Raw genomic sequence first — 18,209 nt, 5'->3', positions numbered from 1 at the left:
GTCAATTTGTGGTCTGGAATTATTGCCTACAAATTCCTAGATAAAAAGCCCACTATTAGAGATTTTCAAGAAAAAAATCTACTTACAAATTTTGAACTTTTTCAAGATATTGCCGCTTAACTCACGTTATTTTTAATGCAAATTTAGTAAAAATCTTGCGAAAATCAAATTAGTTCTCCATAAAAAAACCGCAGATAAATTACCTGCGGTTTTAGAAATCCTATGAACAAAAGTGCTTAATCCACTACTAATTTTTTCGTTGTTTTTCCTTTTTCAGAAGCCATTTGTATAATGTAAATACCTTTGCTGAACTCACTGGTATTTATTTCATAATTTGTGCCTTCAAAGATGCTTTGTTTTACTACTCTACCTGACATATCAAAAATTTGCACATTTACACTTCCAACCTCATTAGGTAGCTCAATTTTCACCAAATTGCCTTTAATAACAGGATTAGGATAAACGTTTGCCTCAAAGTTGGTTTCATCAAATTCTGATGCGGTTGTTAGCATACGGGCAGAAGAGCTTACCACATTGATAGTGTAATCCTCTACTTCGCCGTAACTAAACGAGCCACAACTATTCTGACTTGCATCGCTCATAGAAACCCGCATACGCGTATTACCTAAAACGGCTGTTGTTGGCACAGTGAAACTTGCTGAAAGCGTAGCACTACTGCTGGAAGTTCCATTCACAATTTGTTCTCCTGCATCTAAGAAATCTCCATCTCTGTTCCAATCAATCCAAATTTTCCAGTATTCAGTGTAAGCCGTAGAAGAGAACCCTGCACTAAAATTAATTGTGTAAGTTGTACCCCGAACAAGATTCGTAGATAAACCTGTATTCACGTATCCCCCTGTTTCTCTACCCGAGGTGCGATTGATAGAGCCAAGTCGCACTAAATCAATCCATTCGTAAGAATTGTTACTGCCATTAGAAGCACACCAAGAAACCGAAGCGGCAGAAGTAGTAAAATTCACACTTCCCGAGTAAGCACTAGAACTACCTGAACAATTAGCACGAATTTGCCACTCGTAAGTAGTAGAAGCAGTAAGACCTGTTACATTCAAGGAAGTACCTGTTACAGCAGTGTAGTTTGTCCAAGTGCTGGAACTTGTAGGTTTTACTCTTACATCATAATTACTTGCACCGCTCACAGCCCCCCAATTGAGAGTAGCAGAACTTGCAGTAATAGCAGAAGTTGTCAGACTACTAGGAACCGCACAAGAAGGGGGAGGCGTACCACCACCTACATTGATGCCTGTTACGATAAGCGAATAAGGTTGAGCACTGCCAGAAAGCGTACCTTTATGAGAAACGGTGATAGTATAAGTTGCACCTGCAACGGGGGCATCAATAGTAATCTTTTCAACATTATCTCTAATATTATCTCCTTTGGTAGCGGCACTTGCAGGCGAAGCAGGGTCTAAACGCCAAGGAAAGAAAGTTGATGAACCTTGCGTAACACGAACATCTAAATCATTCACTAAACGAGGAGAAGTAGAATTAAGCGTTCCGCTTGCCAAAGGAGTGCCTTTGGGGTCGTTCCAAGCGATAGTAACTTCCAAAGGACCGCTTCCTGAAGCTACAACATTCAGCGTGTAGGTAGTAGCATTGTTTAAGGTTCTTTCGTCAATAATAGCAGAAGTACCTCTATTAGTAATGGTTTGTACAGCTTTTTGAGCGTTCAAAAGTCCCCAACCATAGGCATAATCGGGTCCTGGGTTTGCACCTGCTTCATCGGCAGTATGAATTACCAAACCTCTCAAAGTAGCAGAACGCATAAATTGCCCTGCATTGAGGTTTTTGTAATGTTGCTGTATCAATACCAAAGAACCCGTTACATTCGGACTTGCCATTGAAGTACCGCTCATAATTTCATAAGCAGTATTAGAAGTACTGGTAGAGGAATTAAGATTCACCCCACAACCCGAAATATCGGGCTTGATACGTCCATCGTCGGTAGGTCCCCAAGAGCTAAAAGAAGACATTGTTACACTGCTGGGACCAGTATAATTTGTTACAGCACTTACAGCGGCAACTACAAGCACATTCTTGGAAGTTGCCGAACCTGTAATTAAGTTGTAACCGGTTGTTCCAAATACACCACCGGGGTTGTATCCTGCACCTCTATCGTTACCTGCGGCTTTTACTATGGTATAAAAAGGAGCATTTACAGCGATTTGGTCCCAGTCAGCGGCTTCTGCATCATAAAAACCAAACTGCCACTGACTTAAAAGGTCTGAACGATAACCATAAGAATGATTAGATAAAATTAGACCCTGTGAGGCTTGGGAAGCCATTTCTGATTTATCATTATTCCATTCATTCGCCCAAAGGGTTGCTTGATGAGCCATACCTTTGGCATTAGCCGTAACCCCTGATGCGATGAGTGTTCCTGCTACGTGAGTAGCGTGCCTGTAACCCATACTGGAAGCACTACCACTTGCAAAAGTTACTCCATCTTTTTGTGTTACTCTTGTACCGAACTCTTGGTGAGTGCTACGTACAGGACCACCGTCCCATTCTCCGACTATCATTCCTTGTCCGTTGAGGTTCAAGCCCATACTACCACCTGTCCAGAGTCTATCGGCACGGGTAGTTTGAGCGGCGGCAAGGTTACCCTGAGTTACATAATACACAGGCTTACCTCTTTCATCTACTCTCTGCAATTCGGCAAAAGTTCCATTAGGCATAGAAATAAAAACTTGCCAACCATTGCGATGAGCAAGTTCTAATGCCTTTTTCTTTTCTGCCAGTTGCTTTTCTTTCCACTGACGACTGAATTGCTGAAGTTCAGCTACATTCGTTTCTCTTAAAATTTTGCTTTTTTCTTGCTCGTTCTGAGCAACTGCCCACGAAGTAAGACCAAAAAGGGCAAGCGAGAGAAGTGAGTTTTTTTTCATTTTTAAGTTGATTTTAATTGCGTTTTTTGCATAAAAATTACGTCTGCAATTTTAATACACAAAAAACAATCTTGCAAATTTTTTTACAAAAAAATTTGGCAAAAAGTGTTTTTTGCCAAATTTTTCTTGGTTTTTTGCAAAAATACAGATATAGAATAAAATAATTACTGCTCAATTGCTTTTAAGAGTTCTTCTCCCATCGGATTTACCCCTGAACCAAAAAATTTAATTAACTCTCCTTTTTCATTAACTAAGTATTTGCAGAAATTCCACGTGGGAGCTTGGTCATTCCAGCCGTTTTGGCTCTTATCAGAAAGCCATTTGTAGAGTGGGTGCATATCCGAACCTTTTACAGAAATCTTCTTAAACATCTGAAAAGTTACACCGTAGTTTTTCTTACAGAATTGAGCAATCTCTTCGTTAGTACCCGGTTCTTGCCCGCCAAAATTATTTGCAGGGAAACCTAAAACAACTACCTTGTTACCATATTTTTCGTGTAGGGCTTGTAGTTGCTCATATTGAGGCGTGTAGCCACATTGCGAAGCAACATTCACCAAAAGCACCTTTTTGCCCTTGTAAGTAGCAAAATCAATCATTTTGCCGTCAATGGCTTCCATTTTGAAATCGTAAAACGATTTTTTTGCAGTTTCTTCAGTCATAATGTTTGTAGTTTGTAAGTTATCAGGTTTAGATTTGATAGTATTTGCTCCCAAGCAAGCTGAAAGCAAAATTACAGGAATAAACGTTGCTTTGAACATAAGAAAAAAATTTAGTTTTTCAATCTAAAAACACTTAACTTGCCAAAAAGTTTTTCTTGCCAAATAATTTATGTATGAAAAAAAAATCAGCTAACCCCAAAACTTCTAAATCTCACAAAAATACTCGTAAAAGCAATTCACTTTCCTACGAAAATCTGTTAGAAAAAATAAAAAACCTGCTAAAACGTCCCAAACTTTGGGGATATTCTTCGCGTACTATTATCAGAGAATTGCAACTGGAAGGCAAGCAAGCCAAAAAACAAGTAGAACGTATTCTGGAAGAACTATTGGAAGATGGTTTTATTTACCTCAATGAACAAGGACGCTACAAATCGCAAGAAGAACACCCCGATACATATATCGGTACGATTGACTATGTCAATAGCCGTTACGCTTATTTCATTTGCGATGAGCTCGCCGAAGATGTACGCATCGCTACCGATGATTTAGGTAATGCCCTTGACGGCGATACCGTAAAAGTTGCCATTTATGAAAGTCCTCACGGAAAATTAGAGGGGGAGGTTTTGGAGGTTCTCAAACGTAAAACAGATGAGTTTGGGGGTATTATTCAGATTTCTAAAACCCACGCCTTTGTAGTTACCGATAACAAAAAAATGTACTTGGATATTTACATACCTTTTGATGAAATTGGAAAAGCCCAAAATGGCGATAAAGTACTGGTGAAAATTTTAGAATGGCACAAAATTGGCAAAAAACCCGTAGGAAGGGTTATCAAGGTCTTGGGCAAACCCGGCGAACACGAAACTGAAATGCACGCAATAATGGCTGAATATGGCTTGCCCTATGAGTTTCCTAAAAGCGTTTTGCAATATGTAAAAAAACTCCCTGATGAAATTTCAGAAGATGAAATCAAACAAAGACGCGATTTTAGGAAAATTACCACTTTTACCATAGACCCCGATAATGCCAAAGATTTTGATGACGCTCTTTCACTTCAAAAACTTGAAAATGGCAATTGGGAAATAGGTGTGCATATTGCTGATGTGAGTCATTATGTAAAACCCAATACCGCCTTAGATAAAGAAGCCTACAACCGAGCTACTTCGGTTTATTTGGTAGATAGAACTATCCCTATGCTACCTGAAAGGCTTTCTAATGAACTTTGCTCACTCAACCCCCACGTGGATAGACTGACTTTTTCAGCTGTTTTTGAATTAGACGAAAACGCAAACCTAGTAAACGAATGGTTTGGTAAAACAATTATTCACTCCAACAGACGCTTTACCTACGAAGAAGCCCAAGAACGCATAGAAACAGGCAAAGGCGATTTTGCCGAAGAAATCCAAATTCTTAATAATTTAGCAAAAAAACTTTCAGAAAAGCGTTTTAAGGCAGGAGCTATTGCTTTTGAAACTCCCGAAGTCAAGTTTGTTTTAGATGAAAAAGGTACGCCGCTCGCCATAAAACCTAAAATTCGCAAAGAAGCTCATAAACTTATTGAGGAATTTATGTTGCTTGCCAATAAGCGAGTAGCTGAATTTGTTTTCAATAAAGGCAAAAGCAAAAATCACCCGCCTACAATGGTCTATCGCATACACGAACCGCCCAATCAGGAAAAATTAGAAACATTTGCTAAATTTGTAGCTCGCTTGGGCTATAAAATTGTAACGCAAGGCAAAAAAATGTCGGAATCATTTAACAAAATGACTGCTCAATCCGAAGGCAAGCCCGAACAAAATGTTTTGCAAAATTTAGCAGTACGTACAATGTCAAAAGCCAAATATAGCACCGAACCTATCGGACATTTCGGGCTTGCTTTTGAGCATTATACACATTTTACCTCGCCTATTCGCCGTTATCCTGATTTGATGGTACATAGACTTTTAGAGCATTACTTGCAAAGCAATAAAAGCGTTCCTAAGGATACTTATGAAGAAAAGTGCAAGCACGCCTCCGAGCGAGAACGCCGAGCCACCGAAGCCGAAAGAGCTTCTATCAAATACAAGCAAGTAGAATTTATGAAACTCAAAGATGATGGTAGGGTTTGGGAAGGTATTGTTACGGGGGTTACGGATTTCGGTATTTATGTAGAAATCATTGAAACCAAATGCGAAGGAATGGTAAGGCTTTCAGATTTAGATGATTTCTACGAACTGGACGAGCAAAACTATCGTGTCATTGGCAAATACACCAAAAAAATTATTGCCTTTGGCGATATGGTAAAAGTGAAAGTCTTACAAGCCGATTTGCTCAAACGTACTTTGGATTTGATGCTGGTGCAAGAAAAAACCAACACCCCCAAAAATGAAAAAAATAAAAGAAAACGTTAGATTTTGCTTTTCATTTGTGCTTTTGCTGATAATCTTTCATTCTGCACAAGCTCAATTTTATACCGATAGTCTTAAGAATTGGAAAATTGAAACTTCGGCGTATGTAGAGGCTTATTACGTGTTTGACTTTGCCCAGCCCGAAAACAACGAAAGAGTTAAGTATTTTTTTAATCATCGCAGGCATAACGAATTTAATGTAAATCACGGCATTATTGAAACGCTCATTCATTCAGAAAAGGTACGTGGGCATATCGCCCTGATGATTGGCACTTACTCGCAATACAATTTGGCTAACGAGCAAGAACTTATTCGCAACATTTACGAAGGAAACGTAGGATTTAAGATTTCAGACAAGCACAATCTCTGGGTAGATGCAGGTATTTTTAGTTCGCATATTGGCTTTGAAAGTGCTATTTCCAAAGATTGTTGGACACTCACTCGCAGTCTGCTTGCCGATAACACCCCTTATTATGAAGCAGGCTTGAAAATCACTTACACTTCTAAAAATGAAAAATGGATTTGCAGAGGACTTTTGCTCAATGGTTGGCAAAGAATAAAACGTTTGCCACACAATTCTATGCCTTCTGCGGGTACGCAAGTGCAATTTATACCTAATAAAAAAATAACGCTCAATTCCAGCACTTATGTAGGCAACGAAGGCACTGATACACTCAAACAAATGCGTTTTTTTCATAATTTCTATGGCATTTTTGAGTTTTCAGAAAAGTGGGGTTTGATTGTAGGTTTTGATATAGGCTCACAAAATAATGAAGCTACGCAAAAAGTTCGTTATTGGCACGCCTCTTCTACTATGTTGCGATACAAACTGAATAAGCAGTGGCTTCTATGCGGACGGGTAGAGCATTATTGGGATAAGGAAAGTATTTTCATAGTTTCGCCGAATAGTGCTATAAATGGCTTTCGGGCTTTGGGATTTTCTTTGAATGTAGATTATGCCCCCGCCGAAAATATGCTCGTACGTATAGAAGGCAGAACCTTTGTAAGTAACGATGAGATTTTCATTTTGAACAGAAATTTCAGCAATACTAATTTTCTCCTAGCCAGCTCTATGGCTATTGCTTTTTGATTTTTTTGAAACTTTGTAGGGCTTTTTATTGTTTTGCGTAAGAACAAATTCTTTCACCTAAACTCTTTTACGAATTATGTATCCCGAAGCATTAGTAGCACCTATGCGTGAAGACCTCGTGCAGGTAGGTTTTCAGGAACTCAAAACACCCCAAGAAGTAGAGAACCTAATGAATAACAACCCCGACAAAAGTATTTTTGTGGTTATCAATTCGGTATGTGGTTGTGCGGCAGGAACGGCACGCCCTGGGGCAAAATTAGCTTTACAAATCTCTAATAAAAAGCCCGATTTGCTTGTTACGGTATTTGCAGGAATGGAAAAAGATGCCGTAGCCAAAATGCGTGAATACACTTTGCCTTATCCTCCCTCTTCGCCTTCTATGGCACTTTTCAAAAATGGCAAGTTAGTACATTTTGTGGAGCGTCATCATATTGAGGGGCGTTCTGCTCAAATGATTGCCGAACACCTAAAAGCAGTTTTTGAAGAGTATTGTTAGCACTTGGTTAGATGAGAAGGTTCTTGGCATTAGCCCATTGCTTGCAAATTCCGAAAGTTTTGCGATGAAATGGGCTAATTCCGTGTTTTTCAATACCTTTTTTATGCTCGGCAGTAGGATAGCCCACATTTTTCTCCCAAGCATAATAAGGAAACTTTTGGGCAAGTTCTCTCATTTGTTTATCACGATAGTTTTTAGCAAGTACCGAAGCGGCGGCAATGGAAAAAAACTTCGCATCTCCTTTTACAATACATTCATAAGGCACAAAGCCATAAGGCTTAAAATATTTGCCATCTACCAAAATCAGTTCGGGTGTAGTTTGAGTAAAAATGTTATCCAAAGCTCTGTGCATAGCTAGTACAGAAGCAGAGGCTATGTTGTACATATCAATTTCCTCTACACTTGCCTCTGCTATTGCCCAAGCCAAAGCGTTTTCTTTGATATAAGTTTCTACTTCTAATCGTACTTTTTCAGACATTTGTTTGGAATCGGTAAGTGTGGGGTGGTAAAAATTTTTAGGCAAAATCACAGCCGCCGCTACTACACTGCCTGCCAAACAGCCCCTTCCTACCTCATCTACGCCTACTTCTGTGTAATTTTCTGTAAAATAGGCTCGCATTGCTCTAAAATTGATTTTACATTATTTTAAGGTTCAATGCCCGTATCCAAATTTCTGTATCTATATGTCTAATGTCTGAATTGCTATCTATTATCCAGCAACCCTTTTCCGCTTTTACGAATAATCCCCTCTTGTAGTAATTCTTTCGAGATTTTATCTAAAAGCCCATTGACAAAAATCTTGCTTTTAGGGGTGCTATAACTTTTCGCAAGCTCTACATACTCGTTGATAGTAACTTTTACAGGTATGCTGGGACAATGAATCATCTCGGTAAGCCCCATTAGAATTAAAATTTTATCTGTCTGAAAAAGACGGTCGCTTTCCCAATTTTCAGTTTTTTGGGCAATACGCTTTTCTAATTGCTCACTTTCCTGCAAAGTTTTTTCGAATAAATCTTTGAAAAAATCCTTATCGTCTTGCCAATTAGTCGAAAGTGTAAGTAGTTCAAATTGTTCAGGGTTTTCTTTGGCTTTTTTGAGCGTTTTGAGAATAAGGCTTTTCAAGATTTCTCGGTTTTCTATCCAATTCAAATCATTTTCCTCAAAAAACGCTTTGAAAACGTTTTTCTGCTCGGGATTGTCTTCGTCAGCTTCTTTATGAAATAAATAATGCCTATACAAGTAATCTACTACTTGCCAATCTTGCTCCCAAGTAGCTGAGTAGTTTTGGCAATAATTCAAATAGGTTTCGTCCTCTTTCCACTCTTGCCAAAAAGTTTTAAGCACTTCATCATCAATACTAATTTTTCTACGAATGATAAAATCCTGAAAAGGTTTATTTTGAGCAATCAAGTTCAAAATCTTATTTTCAGAAAGTTGGTATATGCTTAAATCTTTGGGGATAAAAGCGGTAAGTTGTCGTTTTTCTTTGAGCTGAGCGGTAAAACGCATTAGTTCTACGCCAAAAAGTAAAGCCTGTAAATAGCTATCATAGATTTGCTCAGCTTCAGCAATCATACTTTGCAGATAGCTTTTTTGCTCGTTTTGTAAGGCAGTATAATAATATTGAATAGCATCAAGAACTGCTTTTCGGATTTTTTCATCAGCTTGAGGTTGGGCTTTCAGTTCTTTTTCGGCATAACTTTTCAAAAACCAGTCCAAAGCAATTTGAGCTTGTTTTTTGAGTAGTTGCGTATCTTGTTTTTCCATTGCGTTGAGGTCAGGCTGAAATTTCTGCCTAATTTTATCTTGGGCAATTTCAAGATGAGCCTGTTTTGCCTGCTGATACGCATACAAGGCTTGCATCGCTTTGATTCGCAATAACCTACGATTGAGCATAATTTCAAAGAAACTTTTTCAAAATGAAATCGCAAAATAAATACATTATCGTCTGATAAGCAAATTTTTCAAAAATAAAGTCTTTGCATTTGCATATTTTTTGCCGTAACTTTGCCCAAAATAATCATCAACTATGAGTATAGTAATTCGCACCCATTCACTTGGACAAGTTTTTATTCATATTCTTATTGCCCTAACACTTTTAGCCCTGCTAATCATTCTTTTTTTCTATAATGTTTTACCCATAGTTACTCGCCATAATGAAAGCATCACAGTGCCCAATTTGGTAGGTGTAAATCTTGATGGCTTGGAAGAAAAACTCAGGCAATCGGGCTTTCAGTTGGTTGTACAAGATACGGTTTATGACAAAAGCTACAAACTTAATACAATCATTGAACAAAGACCTATCGCAGGAACCGATGTAAAGGAAGGTAGAAAAATTTATGTGATAATTACTCCCAAAACTACCCCCAAAGTAAAAATGCCCGATTTGAAAGGTATGTCTTACCAAATGGCTATGGCAAAAATCAGAACCCTACAACTGGAAGTAGGAGCTATTCGTTTCAAACCCGATATTGCCGCCGATGCCGTGTTAGGGCAAGAAATTGAAGGAAAGCCACTCAAACCCGGCGAATATGTAGCCGTAGGTACTCGCATAGACCTTGTGATTGGTAGTGGTGTAGGTGATGAGGAATTTGATATGCCTGAATTAGAGGGACTTACATTAGAAGAAGCGAAAGAGATTTTGGAGGCAAATAATTTACAACTCGGACACGTTACCGAAGACCCCAACGCCGAAGAACCCGCGGGCATTGTAGTTCAGCAGACCCCCCCTGCTCGCTTGGAAGCTGACAAAGTGCCTTTGTACGATAAAGACGGAAAACCCCTCTCCAAAGCTGAAAGAGAAAAAATTCGCAAAGAATTAGAAGCTAAAAACCCCACCAACCCTGATGAAAAGAAAAAGAAAAAATATCAAAAAGGAGAGTTTGACCCCCGACCTCGCAATAAAATCCGTGCAGGTGAAATCGTGGATTTGAAAGTTTCCTCAAATAAAAATGCCAAACCTGCCCCCAAAGACGAATAATTTTACAATTATTTTCGTTCTTTTACTCAAACCTAAATACCTATGCTCAAACGGAATTTACTGAAAACAATCGCTGTACCACTTGTGCTAATAGCTTTGTATCTTATTTCGCAGTCTTTTGTTTTCCGTATTGACCTCACCGAGGACAAGCGTTATACCATTTCAGATGCCACCAAGACCATTTTAGAGAATTTGGAAGAAGAAATTTTTGTAAAAATTTATTTAGAAGGCGAAAACTTGCCCGCCAGTTACCGAATGTTTCGTAATGCCATAGCAGAGCATTTGCAGGAATTTAAGCGATATGCAGGCAAAAAACTCAAATTCAAATTCATTGACCCACTGACTATTAAAAGTAAAGCCGAAAAAGATACACTTTTTAAGAATTTCCAGCAAAATGGCATCAATCCTACGCCTGTGGCGGTGTATAAAGAAGGCGAAAGAAATGAAAAATTTATCTTTCCTGCCGCTGAAATCATTGGTGGTCAGGGTAGTTTGTTTGTTTCTTTGCTCAATAGCGATATGCGTGCCGTAGCTGTAAATGAAGATTTAGAAGCACGCTTACTCAACAATGCCATTGAAAACATTGAATATACCCTCATTGAAGGCATTTATCAAATTATCCAAAAAAAACCCAAACGCATTGGCTTTATCTACGGACACGGCGAGCTACCACCAATCTTTGTATCTGACGCCGCCCAAACATTAAGCCAAAAGTACGAGATTTTTCCCGTAGATTTACCGCAAAGCCCTTCCCTTGACGGATTGGACGCTATCATTGTTGCCAAACCCACCCAAGGATTTTCTGACGATGACAAGTTTAAATTAGACCAATTCATAATGAAAGGTGGTAAGGCTCTTTTCTTTGTTGATGCTTTAGATATTCGTGAGGATAGCATCAATACGCCACGTGGGGCAGTTTCTATTCCCTATACCGAGTTTGTAGAAAGTATGACAGAGTTTTTTTTCAATTATGGAGTAAGGTTTAATATGAACTTCATTGAAGATGTGCAAAACTTTGGTATTATTGGTTTGGTGGTAGGCGAATACGGCGGAAAACCCAAAATAGAAACTTTACCTTGGAGGCATTATTTAGCTATTCGCAATTTTTATACACACCCCACCACCAAAAATTTAGAGGCACTTTGGGGCAGATACGTGAGCAGTTTGGATACAGTGGCATCAGCAGGAAAAATTAAAAAAATACCGCTTGCCAGTTCCTCCCCTTACTCTTTGGTTGTAGCCTACCCTGTAATTATCAAGTATGACGAAGCCCGCCAAAATCCAGATATGGAAAAATACAAGCGTGGCAAACCCTATACTCTGATGTATCTTTTGGAAGGAAAATTCACTTCGCTGTACCAAAAAAGAATTTTACCCTCCGACCCTCGCTACAAAAACTTTATCCCCGAGAGCCAACCTACCAAAATCTTGGTTTGTGCCGATGGTGATTTTCTACGCAATAGCGTAAATGCCAAAACCAAACAAATTTTACCTTTGGGGTACGATAAATTTACAGGCGTTCAATTTGCCAATAAACAATTTTTGCAAAATATTTTAAGCTATATGCTTGATGAAAACGGAATTATTCTCTCTCGCAATAAAGAAATTATGCTTCGCCCATTGGATAAAAAGAAACTGCAAAATCAACGAACCTTTTGGCAGTGGTTTAATGTAGGCTTGCCCGTAGTGTTTCTAATCATTTTTGGAATAGCGTGGAATGCGTGGAGAAAAGGCAAATATGCTGTTCCTTTCAAAGAAGTTGTTTAGGATTGTAATTTTTTATTTGTTCTTTGTAAAAAAACAAGAAAAAAATGTGATTGTTGGATTAAAAACACCACCCCCAACCCCTCCTCAACGAGGAGGGGGGAGTTTTAAGTCCTAAAAATCAAAATTTCAGGAATATCTAATCTCCCCTCCTTTCCAAGGAGGGGATTAAGGGGTGGTTTTATCAAGTACAAAAAGATTATTTTTGATTCTAAAGCATAAATTTGGAAAACCTTTTTAATCCTAAACAACTTCAAATAGAAAATTAAAAGCGGCAACATTACACAGCTATAATGTTGCCGTTGAAAACTATTGAGCAGTTCGTCAAATGCTATTTTTTGCCTAATTTACTTTCGTAAGACGCACAGGCAGGGTTCTTTTTTTATCTAAACTTGTCCAAGTACCTGTAAGCACATCATAAAATTTTTGTGGGTCTCCTTTCAAGCTAAAATATCCCGTAACAACATTGCCATCACCTACCTCAGTAAGTTCAATGGTTTCCAATCTTGCCAGCCACACGCCTCTCAAAGAAAGTTCTTTGCCAACGTGGTCGTAGTAGTAAGTACCTGTGTAAGTAGTTTGATAGTTATGCCAATCGGAAGTAATACTCAAAGTAACTTTTACATTACCCACTGTGCCTTTGTAGTTCATTGTGAAATTATTAACTTGTGCAAAGCTCATCACAACCAATACACAAATAAAAAAAGCAGAGAGCGAGATTTTTTTGAACATAATGTTTGGAGCTTGATTTTTGAACAAAATTAAAGCGTTTTCTTGAAAAAAGTAAAATTACAAAATCAGCATAGCATCTCCGTAGGTATGGAAACGATACTCTTCTTGTATTGCGATTTCATAAGCCTTCATAATGAGTTCATAGCCACCAAAGGTACAGGCAGTCATAAACAATGTACTTTCAGGCAAATGAAAATTAGTAATGTAGGCGTTAGGAATTTTGAAGTCATAGGGGATAAAAATAAACTTATCTGTCCAAGCATCAGCGGGCTTCACCCTGCCCGAAGCCGAAACAGAAGATTCCAAAGAACGCATCACGCTTGAACCTACGGCACAAACTTTCTTTTTGGCATCAAGGGCTTCGTTTATCCTTTGAGCTGTTTTTTCGGGGATACGAAACTGCTCGGAATCTGGTTTGTGTTTGGTGAGGTCTTCTACTTCTACGGTTTTGAAAGTTCCTAAACTAATATGCATTGTAAGTGTTACAATATCAACTCCTTTGATAGCCAGTCTTTTGACAAGCTGTTTGGTAAAATGCAGGCAAGCCATTGGTGCGGCTACTGCCCCAACTTCTTTGGCAAAAATACTCTGAAAACGCTCTTCGTCTTCCTTTTCTACTTTTCTTCGCTTGATAATTTCTTTGGGCAAAGGCGTTTGCCCAAGTTGATGAACTGTTTTGTAAAACTCTTCGTCTTCGCCGTCCCAAAGAAAACGAATGGTTCTACCCCGATTGGTAGTGTTATCAATAACCTCGGCAACTAGCTCACCATCACCAAAATAGAGCTTATTACCCACCCTAATTTTACGAGCAGGATCTACAAGCACGTCCCAGAGATGATATTGAGAATTTAGTTCACGAAGTAAAAAGACTTCAATATCTGCACCTGTTTTTTCTTTATTGCCATACAAACGTGCAGGGAAAACTTTGGTATCATTTACCACCATTACATCTCCGTCATCAAAATAATCAAGCACATCTTTGAAAATACGATGTTCAATTTTACCTGTTTTTCGGTGAACGACCATCAAGCGAGATTCATCGCGATTGGGCGTAGGGTGCAAAGCAATGAGTTTGGTAGGTAAATCAAAGGCATAATCCGATAATTTCATAGGCATTCAGAGATTTTGATTTTGCAAGCCCGCAAATATAATATCAAACACCCCCCGAAAGCAAGTATTTCGCAAGAAAAAATCAGAAAATCAGATGATTGCTATAAGTTTCCCGTCATTTTTTTTACCATACCCACAAGCAAATCAAAATTGATAGGCTTTGGAATGAAGTCGTTAAAACCCAATTCCTTGAAGTCTTGCATAGTATAATTAGAGGCATTGCCCGTGATAGCGATGATAGGAACTTTTGATTTTTGCTCATCGGGCAAGTGCCGAATAGCTTTTGCACAAGCCTCGCCATTCATTACGGGCATATTCAAGTCTAAAAGTATCAAATCAACAGATTCGTTTTGTAAAATTTCTAAAACCTTTTCCCCATTTTTGGCAGTAAGAATTCTAAAATTTTGGTATTCCAAAACTTTTTTTGCCATATTTTGCACCACAGAACTATCTTCTCCGATAAGAATGGTTTTCATTGGGAGGTTAAATTTTTTCCTTTTTACAAATTATCTAACATCTTTTTTTGTTTGCTTTCTAATAGCAAGTTAGACCTAAAATTACACCGAAATTAGGAATTTTCATTTAGAAAAACAAATCTTATTTCAAACTTTCTACTGCTTTTCGGAACTGCTCTCCTCTATCCTCGTAATTTTTGAACAAATCAAAACTGGCACAAGCTGGTGAAAGCAAAACAATATCACCTTTTTTCGCTAATTTATAGGCTTTTTTGACTGCCTCCTCAATATTATCGGTTTTTGTAATATCTACTGCATTTTCAAAAAAATTGCAGAGTTTGCTATTATCTTTACCAAGGGCAATTAGATGTTTTACGCGACCTGCTACCAAATCTTTGATTTGTTCGTAATTATTACCTTTATCAACTCCTCCTGCAATCCAAATTATTTTTTTCTCCTCTTCAAAACTATCCAAAGCATAAAAAACTGAATCTACATTGGTTGCTTTGGAATCGTTAATAAATTTTACTCCACGCACCTCTCTGACTTGCTCCAAACGATGTGGCACACCTTGAAAAGTAGCAAGCCCCTCTTTGATTTTTTCGTTATCTACCCCTAAAATTTGAGCCACCAAAATAGCCACCATTGCATTGAAAATATTGTGCTTACCTTGCAGAGCTATATCACTTTCTTGGAAAGTGAGCTGTGAGGGGCGATTGTAAGGCAAACGTGTAATGATTTTACCATTTTGATAGTAAGAAACTTTGGAAATGGCTTTCAAATCATCTTTGGCGGCAAGAGTGATAGCCAGTTGCTGTACAGCAGGTTTGAGTTTGAGTATTTTTTTCTCAATAATTTCGCTATCAGCATTGTAAATGAAGTAATCATTTTCATTCTGACTGCGAATGATGCGAAATTTAGCATCTGCGTATGCCTCAAAACTCTCGTAGCGATCTAAATGGTCGGGGGTAATATTTAAGATAGCCGAAATATAAGGCTTGAACAAAAAACAACCATCAAGCTGAAAGCTACTCACCTCCAATACGTAATATTCGTGATGATTTTCAATAACCTTTTGGGCAAAACTTTCGCCTACGTTCCCCGCAAGCCCTACATTCAAACCAGCATTTTTGAGAATATGATACGTGAGCAAAGTAGTAGTAGTTTTACCATTGCTACCCGTGATAGCAATAATTTTAGCTTTGGTATGTCTGAAGCCAAATTCAATTTCTGAAATAACAGGAATTTGCTTCTCCAAAGCGGCAAGTACAATAGGGGTATTATCGGGAATGCCCGGGCTTTTGATAATTTCATTAGCGGAAAAAATGATTTCAGGGGTATGTGTTCCCTCCTCAAAAGGAATCTCATTTTCCTCTAAAATCTTTTTATATTTTTCTAAAATTTTGCCTCCATCGGATACAAATACCTCAAAATTTTTAGCTTTGGCAAGCAAGGCGGCACCCGTACCGCTTTCGCCTGCACCCAATACAACTACTTTTTTCATAGCTTTTATGAAATTTTTTCGCTTAAATTTTGGTCTATCACTTTTTCAATACAATAGTTTCAAGTGTATTGCGTTGCAAAAGATATTCTTGATAAGCTGAACTATAAGCAATACGTTCGGAAATAGTTTTATGGTAGCTATCAAAGAGCGAAAGAATTAATTCACAAATTTCCCGAATAGCCCCTTCCCCACTTTGCGAAGCCGTAATGTAGTCGCAAATTTCGTGTTTTTTTGCATATTCTACAAAGAAAGGTGCAGAATTTCTTTGTACCAAAAAACGTCCTGATACTTTTTGAGCCAAAGCTACATCTAAAATATCATCAAACACAAAAGCAATTTTCTGACTATCAAGCAAGTATTTTTTTTGTAAAATTTCTAATGCTTCGGTTTTATGGGAAAATTTAAGGCAAATGGCATTGAAATGCTCTCTTTGAGCAAAATGAATAGCCGTTGGGTTCTCTTCGCCTGTAATAATAGCTGTAAAAGGAATTCTTCCATTTTTCAGCCAATATCCGAAACGTAACATATTGATACCCATAGAGTCAGACTCGTTAAAGCCACTACTTTGCTCTTTGGTTTTGTAGCCTGTATTAAAAACGCCGTCCCAGTCCCATAGAAAGCCATTCCACTGCGAAGCCCTTTCAGCAAGCTCGGCGATAGAAACACAAAATTCAGCCCCCAACTGCTCTAATGTTTCCTGAATATGTAGCAATCGTTCCATTTGAAATAGGATAGCTCAAAATGTCCGCAAATTTGAAAAATCTTTTGATACCCCCAGCAGTTAATAAGATTTTTTTTAAGGCTTGTAAGTTTTTTAGAAGCAATCCAAAGAAAAATAATCCCAAAACTGCCAAAGATTTTCAATTATTTTCTTATATTTCAGCAAAAATTATAGAATTATGGATAACAAATTTGTAAAAATAGCAATAGCTTTACTAATTGGCTTAGTGGTAGTGGTAGTAGTAAAATTTTTGTGGAAAGCCTTTACTTGGCTTATTTGGGTTGCTATATTTTTGTTTGGTGCTTATGTAGCCTATGCAATGCTTTCTGATGACAAAAGTAAAAAGTGAGTTATAAAATCAAACCTCATTTAGAGTAAAGTCCTTGAAACTTTTGTAGGCTTGCCCCTAAAATATACTTAAAATCAAAATATTGAGACAACTTTACGCCTAACGCCAACGAAATTCCTTTTGCCCGAAAAGCGTGTAAATGCCCTCAAAACTACAAGTAGGGCTATGTAATCGGCAAGGCTTTCTTTCAGAAATAGAAATTTGTCCGTCTTTCCGCAGTTCAAAAGAAATATTACATAGCTCGTTTTCAAATGAATTGGCTTGCATATCAGAGCTTAAAGATGCTTTTCCTTCATATTTGCCTTTGCAATCGGTATTGGGGTTTATTTCAAGGAAAAAATCAAAAGTATTTTCTTTGAAATTCTTAATTTCTAAGTAGGCTTCTATTTGCCTTCCTCCCTCTATTACAAATTTACCTTCCCATTGCTCTTTCAGTGGTATTTTTCGTTCAAGAAATGGGCGTTCTTGGTAAGCTATAATATTATAGGCTTCATCAAAAACAAATTCAGCTTCAAAAGTTCTATTCTTCTCGGGCTCAATTTGTTTGATAGGTACAATGGCTTTTTGTGGAAAGACTTGTATTTTCGCTAAATCTGCAAAAAAGCGAGGGTTTTTGCGATTTTTCAGTTTTGCTTTTTCTATTTGAGCAACTGCTTCCTTAGTAATGTGCTTTTGTCCCAAGTAAAACTGCACGCTATCAGCAAAAAGTGATTGTAATTTCTTGAAATCTTGTTCATTGAGGCTCTGACAATACTGCTGAACAATATTGATAACAATCCCCTTTTGCTGTTCAACACTCAAATTAGCCTTATTTTCTTGAAAAACATACTCTATGCTATCTGCTTCTGTATTTTGTGAAGCAACTTCTTTATTTTGAGTACTATCTTTTTCTGTTTTTTCCGAGAGTTGCTCTTGCTTGCAAGCCCCCAAAATCAATACAAAGAAACAAAAGAAAAAAAAACTTCGCATATATCTGTAATATTCAAAAAGTTAGATAAATTTTGGTGTAAAAATAGCTTTTTGCAACTAAATACAAACATTTGAGTATCTTTTTTT

The 18,209-nt window shown here is 37.8% G+C and carries 16 protein-coding genes; 6 read left to right on the top strand and 10 right to left on the bottom strand.

Features of this window, described 5'->3' with window-relative positions; translation table 11 throughout:
* Window positions 1-236: 236 nt before the first annotated feature.
* Complete coding sequence (locus Rain11_RS06595) at window positions 237-2,906, bottom strand: S8 family serine peptidase (protein ID WP_101358556.1); 2,670 nt, start codon at window positions 2,904-2,906, stop codon at window positions 237-239.
* 164 nt (window positions 2,907-3,070) lie between these two features.
* Complete coding sequence (locus Rain11_RS06590) at window positions 3,071-3,664, bottom strand: glutathione peroxidase (RefSeq protein ID WP_101358555.1); 594 nt, start codon at window positions 3,662-3,664, stop codon at window positions 3,071-3,073.
* 74 nt (window positions 3,665-3,738) lie between these two features.
* On the opposite strand from Rain11_RS06590, the gene rnr reads away from it, so the two are divergent.
* The 3 genes from rnr (at window position 3,739) to Rain11_RS06575 (ending at window position 7,538) form a co-directional block, all read left to right on the top strand.
* A complete protein-coding gene (gene rnr / locus Rain11_RS06585) occupies window positions 3,739-5,955 on the top strand; it encodes a ribonuclease R (protein ID WP_101358554.1) in 2,217 nt (738 codons plus the stop codon).
* Window positions 5,930-7,042, top strand: a complete 1,113-nt coding sequence (locus Rain11_RS06580; protein WP_101358553.1) for a porin — start codon at window positions 5,930-5,932, stop codon at window positions 7,040-7,042. Before rnr ends, Rain11_RS06580 begins: the two co-directional genes overlap by 26 nt.
* A 76-nt stretch (window positions 7,043-7,118) precedes the next feature.
* Entirely contained in the window at window positions 7,119-7,538 is a 420-nt protein-coding gene (locus Rain11_RS06575; RefSeq protein WP_101358552.1) for a BrxA/BrxB family bacilliredoxin, read from the top strand.
* Between the two features lie 7 nt (window positions 7,539-7,545).
* Here Rain11_RS06575 and Rain11_RS06570 read toward each other — a convergent pair whose 3' ends face one another.
* Window positions 7,546-8,157 (bottom strand): ribonuclease HII, encoded by a 612-nt coding sequence (locus Rain11_RS06570; RefSeq protein ID WP_101358551.1) that lies wholly within the window; start codon window positions 8,155-8,157, stop codon window positions 7,546-7,548.
* An 83-nt stretch (window positions 8,158-8,240) separates the two neighbouring features.
* Window positions 8,241-9,434 (bottom strand): transcription antitermination factor NusB, encoded by a 1,194-nt coding sequence (gene nusB / locus Rain11_RS06565; protein WP_101358550.1) that lies wholly within the window; start codon window positions 9,432-9,434, stop codon window positions 8,241-8,243.
* 133 nt (window positions 9,435-9,567) lie between these two features.
* On the opposite strand from nusB, the gene Rain11_RS06560 reads away from it, so the two are divergent.
* Window positions 9,568-10,518 carry a PASTA domain-containing protein gene (locus Rain11_RS06560; protein WP_101358549.1) on the top strand — a complete coding sequence of 317 codons (951 nt, stop codon included), beginning with the start codon at window positions 9,568-9,570 and terminating at the stop codon, window positions 10,516-10,518.
* A gap of 42 nt (window positions 10,519-10,560) precedes the next feature.
* Window positions 10,561-12,285 carry a gliding motility-associated ABC transporter substrate-binding protein GldG gene (gldG, locus tag Rain11_RS06555; protein WP_101358548.1) on the top strand — a complete coding sequence of 575 codons (1,725 nt, stop codon included), beginning with the start codon at window positions 10,561-10,563 and terminating at the stop codon, window positions 12,283-12,285.
* A gap of 339 nt (window positions 12,286-12,624) precedes the next feature.
* Here the strand turns inward: gldG and Rain11_RS06550 are convergent, their stop codons facing one another.
* From Rain11_RS06550 to Rain11_RS06530, 5 genes are all read right to left on the bottom strand, one after another.
* Window positions 12,625-13,014, bottom strand: coding sequence for a hypothetical protein (locus Rain11_RS06550; RefSeq protein WP_101358547.1), 390 nt, complete (start codon window positions 13,012-13,014; stop codon window positions 12,625-12,627).
* Between the two features lie 57 nt (window positions 13,015-13,071).
* The gene (queA, locus tag Rain11_RS06545) at window positions 13,072-14,124 is read right to left on the bottom strand and encodes a tRNA preQ1(34) S-adenosylmethionine ribosyltransferase-isomerase QueA (protein ID WP_101358562.1); all 1,053 of its coding nucleotides are present in this window, start codon (window positions 14,122-14,124) and stop codon (window positions 13,072-13,074) included.
* A 101-nt stretch (window positions 14,125-14,225) separates the two neighbouring features.
* Entirely contained in the window at window positions 14,226-14,600 is a 375-nt protein-coding gene (locus tag Rain11_RS06540; protein WP_101358546.1) for a response regulator, read from the bottom strand.
* A gap of 121 nt (window positions 14,601-14,721) precedes the next feature.
* Window positions 14,722-16,083 carry a UDP-N-acetylmuramoyl-L-alanine--D-glutamate ligase gene (murD, locus tag Rain11_RS06535; RefSeq protein WP_101358545.1) on the bottom strand — a complete coding sequence of 454 codons (1,362 nt, stop codon included), beginning with the start codon at window positions 16,081-16,083 and terminating at the stop codon, window positions 14,722-14,724.
* A 37-nt stretch (window positions 16,084-16,120) separates the two neighbouring features.
* Window positions 16,121-16,804, bottom strand: a complete 684-nt coding sequence (locus Rain11_RS06530) for a phosphatase (protein WP_101358544.1) — start codon at window positions 16,802-16,804, stop codon at window positions 16,121-16,123.
* A 178-nt stretch (window positions 16,805-16,982) separates the two neighbouring features.
* On the opposite strand from Rain11_RS06530, the gene Rain11_RS13875 reads away from it, so the two are divergent.
* The gene (locus Rain11_RS13875) at window positions 16,983-17,153 is read left to right on the top strand and encodes a hypothetical protein (protein ID WP_165778088.1); all 171 of its coding nucleotides are present in this window, start codon (window positions 16,983-16,985) and stop codon (window positions 17,151-17,153) included.
* A gap of 99 nt (window positions 17,154-17,252) precedes the next feature.
* On the opposite strand, the gene Rain11_RS06525 is transcribed toward Rain11_RS13875, so the two are convergent.
* Window positions 17,253-18,122 (bottom strand): hypothetical protein, encoded by an 870-nt coding sequence (locus Rain11_RS06525; RefSeq protein WP_101358543.1) that lies wholly within the window; start codon window positions 18,120-18,122, stop codon window positions 17,253-17,255.
* Between the last annotated feature and the right edge of the window lie 87 nt (window positions 18,123-18,209).

The organism is Raineya orbicola (assembly GCF_002843425.1).
Taxonomy (GTDB): Bacteria; Bacteroidota; Bacteroidia; order Cytophagales; family Thermonemataceae; genus Raineya; species Raineya orbicola.
This window is presented reverse-complemented; position numbering and strand designations above follow the sequence as displayed.